Source organism: Winogradskyella alexanderae (assembly GCF_020166335.1).
Taxonomy (GTDB): Bacteria; Bacteroidota; Bacteroidia; order Flavobacteriales; family Flavobacteriaceae; genus Winogradskyella; species Winogradskyella alexanderae.
This window is the reverse complement of record NZ_JAIUJR010000026.1, coordinates 1-3,404: the sequence shown is the minus strand read 5'-3', so window position 1 is coordinate 3,404 and position 3,404 is coordinate 1. Positions and strand designations below refer to the sequence as shown.

4 protein-coding genes are annotated in these 3,404 nt (G+C 34.5%); all 4 read right to left on the bottom strand.

The genetic code is table 11. The features are described 5' to 3' along the window. Positions 1-388: 388 nt before the first annotated feature. Positions 389-676 (bottom strand): type II toxin-antitoxin system RelE/ParE family toxin, encoded by a 288-nt coding sequence (locus LBU54_RS15150; protein ID WP_224531943.1) that lies wholly within the window; start codon positions 674-676, stop codon positions 389-391. Further along, positions 669-908: a ribbon-helix-helix domain-containing protein gene (locus LBU54_RS15145; protein ID WP_224531942.1), complete on the bottom strand. Its 240-nt coding sequence runs from the start codon at positions 906-908 to the stop codon at positions 669-671. The genes LBU54_RS15150 and LBU54_RS15145 overlap by 8 nt, the downstream gene beginning before the upstream one ends. Positions 909-998: 90 nt before the next feature. Beyond that, positions 999-1,691 carry an inorganic diphosphatase gene (locus LBU54_RS15140; RefSeq protein ID WP_224531941.1) on the bottom strand — a complete coding sequence of 231 codons (693 nt, stop codon included), beginning with the start codon at positions 1,689-1,691 and terminating at the stop codon, positions 999-1,001. 534 nt (positions 1,692-2,225) lie between these two features. Continuing rightward, on the bottom strand, positions 2,226-3,287 hold the full coding sequence (locus LBU54_RS15135; RefSeq protein ID WP_224531939.1) for an alpha/beta hydrolase: 1,062 nt from the start codon (positions 3,285-3,287) through the stop codon (positions 2,226-2,228). Between the last annotated feature and the right edge of the window lie 117 nt (positions 3,288-3,404).

The following is a 3,404-nucleotide window of genomic DNA, read 5'->3' as shown; positions in this document are numbered from 1 at the left end:
AGAAGTTTCATGAACTAAATTACTTTTAACCGACGATGTCGCACGTTTTGGCTCGAAGCCCGTCGAAGGCGATTGTCTGAGGTATAGCTGTTATAGTAATTTGGTTTAACCCTTGAGGTGATAACACATCTACTTTAAGATGCATTATCTGCATAGCAGCGCAGATTAAAGTTAGCCCTGGGCGAATTGTTCACAATGGTTCGTGTAACCGTCCGTTACGGGTTTTAAGCTATTATTTTTCGGTTAAGCACCGACGCTAGTAATTCCGATAGGATTCTGACGTAGTCGAATCCGCCGACCAGAGCTTAGCGACTGACGAACGCCAATAAAAATAAAAATTATTGAGTAAATTGCTGTTATACATTGTTGGCAGCAGTTTTTAATACCATTATAATTTTTCATTCAAATCTTGTCTTCCAACTATTGTTATTATTTCAACAATATTTTCGTTGATTTTATAGTAAATACTATCAACTCCACAAACGCAACGTCTGTAACCTTTTTGTATATAGTCAACAGATTCAAAGGAAAAAGGTCGTTCAGCAATGATGTCAAAATATTCAAAAAAAGACTCAAAATATTTGTCCGCTTGGGTCATTCCGAATTTTTTAACTCCATATTGATGAATCCGAATCAAGTCATTTTTAGCTTCGTTTGTCAGTTTGTATTTAGCCATTTAGCAAAGACTTTGATTGAGCTAAAATACTTTCTTTGCTGTCATTCGTAAATCCGCTATTTTCAGCTTTCTCAATTTTAGCTCGAATCCAGTCAATTTGAACTTGCTGTTTTCGGGCTTGTCTAATCAAATCGTTAACTAATTCGCTTTTGCTTGAATATTCTTTATTTTCCACTTGTGCTTTTAACCATTCATCGTTCGGCTTTGTAAATGATATACTTTGTCTTGACATAGTTTAAATGTTTGATGTAAATATACACCAAAAACGAATCATTTCCAAATTGTAGCCAACGACTCGAATAAAGGGTCGTTTTAATGCCATTTATTTTATGTTGTGCTTAGTATTATTTAATTGATATTCATTAATTGCCTTAGTAAGTATGTCAATTGCAGCTTTTTTGTTTCCGTACCCATTTAATTCAATTTCCCCTGGTCCTTTATAGTTTTCAAACCATAATTCCACTATTTCAGTAATACCTTTGTAATTATCATTTAGTTCATCTATACTGTTAACTTCATACATTGGCGAATCATTTGAAACAGCAATTAATTTATCATCTTGCTCGCTTCTATCTCGTAAGTACAATACGCCTATTATTTTACTTTTTAATATTTGATTTCTTTCGCCAGGAGGGCCAAGAACGAGTATGTCTAACGGATCACCATCCCCGCCTTTTTCTTTTGACAATAAAGTCATAGGAATCATCCCATAGTTACCTGGATAGCCAATATAATTTATTCTTCGAGGTTTATTGTCAATTAATTCCCATTGTATCTGTCCTGTTGATTTATTTAACTCCCACTTATCTATAGTACCCGCAGGAATCTCAATTACTGCATTGATATCTCCGTCTTCTAGCAGAGGATTGATATCGGTCAGCAAATTAAGTGTATCATTTTCCTTTTCTAGAATAATTTCATTGGAAATTGAACTTTTATCTGTTCGAAATGAATCACACTTGGTGAACAATAATGATAAAGTGATGGAAAGTAGAATTATAAATCTTTTACTCATAAATAGTATATTAAGCACAACAGAGCGTTAAACGCAGTTCTGCTTTGAGAATGAAAAGATAATAAATTCCTTAGCAATAATTAGAGAATAGGTCTTCCTTATACGCTCTAATTATTGATCGTCAATTAGCTTCGCGTAGCGAAGTGTAAATTGTGGAATTTATTAGATTGGGAATTCGAGGAGCAGAGCCAAATGCGAAGCATTCATGAATACCTATTTATCACATTAGAAGTTTCGTGAACTAAATTACTTTTAACCGACGATGTCGCACGTTTAGGCTCGAAGTCCGTCGAAGGCGATTGTCTGAGGTATAGCTGTTATAGTAATTTGGTTTAACCCTTGAGATGATAACACATCTACTTTAAGATGCATTGTCTGTGTAGCAGCTCAGATTGAAGTTCGCCTTTGGCGACCCGAGCGCAGCGAACAGATGAATACCTATTTAATAATATAAAAATGTAATGAATAATGTGTTAGCATCGTTGAGAATATGGTGCGTTTCTATGCGCTATATACATTGTTGGCGGTAGTTATTCATTTTTTATTTTTTAATTCTTCGGAAGGCATATATTCTTGAAGAAAATCATGAATTTGCCAGAGTGTTCTTTCTCCAATTGGCGAGAAAAAATCCATCACATGAGGCCATCCTTCAATTCTGTCATAGACATAGGGGACTTTTTTTGATTCTAGTACTTGCGCCAAATTATCAGAATTTTTTACAGATACAGAACCATCAAGCGAACCATGTATTAATAAAATTGGCGGATCATTTTGGTCTACATGTTGGGTTGTTGAAGCATCAATATAATTGGTAGTGTCTACATCATAAGATGTTCCAATGTATAATTCAGTAAAGGGATGTTCTCTTTGAATTGTCAAACTCATATCATGTATTCCATACAATGAAATTGCGCCTTTAAATGAAGATGGATTTAAACCTTTTACATATTCTCTATCAGAGTTAGCCGCTAGTGTCATAAAAGCCGCTAGATGACCACCAGCGGAAATTCCATAAGTCATAATTTGACTAGGATCTATATTATACTCCTTTGCATGTTCGATTAAGAATAAAATGCCATCTCTTAAGTCTTCGATGTTGGCTGGAAATTTGTGATTTGTTGATAACCGATAATTTATTGATGCAACGGTGTAACCCATTTCAACAAATTCTATTGCACGCTGCGTGTAGAACTCTCCTTTATCACCTGCTTTCCAATAACCACCATGAATTATTAGTATTAGCGGGTTCGATGATTTATCAGTTTTATTTGAATATATATCCACACCGAGTGATAACCCATCAGTTTTTTTATAAATAACATCTGTTGATTTTTTGATATTTTCTGGAAGAGAGAGTTTTGGGTTATATACCATTGGTAAGTTTTGAGTTGCTACCCCAAATAAAAAAGCCCCATACATTGGAAAGGGCTTGTAAGCAGGCGGTTTTTCCAAATGATATAAACTATCATAATTAATTGCAATAATTCTGGGGCCAAAGATTTCTTTAGAATCTTTCAATTCCTTCTCTTGATGCTGAACACAAGAACTTAATGATAACGCCAATACGGTGATTAATGCAAGGAATATTTGTTTCATTGTTTCATTCTTCTTAATTACCGCCAACTCAAGGGTTAAACGTAGTTCTGCTTTGAGAATGAAAAGATAATAAATTCCTTAGCAATAATTAGAGAATAGGTCTTCCTTATACTCTCT

What these genes read in the sequence shown, in the direction of transcription:
- LBU54_RS15140 (WP_224531941.1), bottom strand. Translation starts at nt 1,691, where the DNA reads ATGAGTAAAAGATTTATAATTCTACTTTCCATCACTTTATCATTATTG.
- LBU54_RS15150 (WP_224531943.1), bottom strand. Translation starts at nt 676, where the DNA reads ATGGCTAAATACAAACTGACAAACGAAGCTAAAAATGACTTGATTCGG.
- LBU54_RS15145 (WP_224531942.1), bottom strand. Translation starts at nt 908, where the DNA reads ATGTCAAGACAAAGTATATCATTTACAAAGCCGAACGATGAATGGTTA.
- LBU54_RS15135 (WP_224531939.1), bottom strand. Translation starts at nt 3,287, where the DNA reads ATGAAACAAATATTCCTTGCATTAATCACCGTATTGGCGTTATCATTA.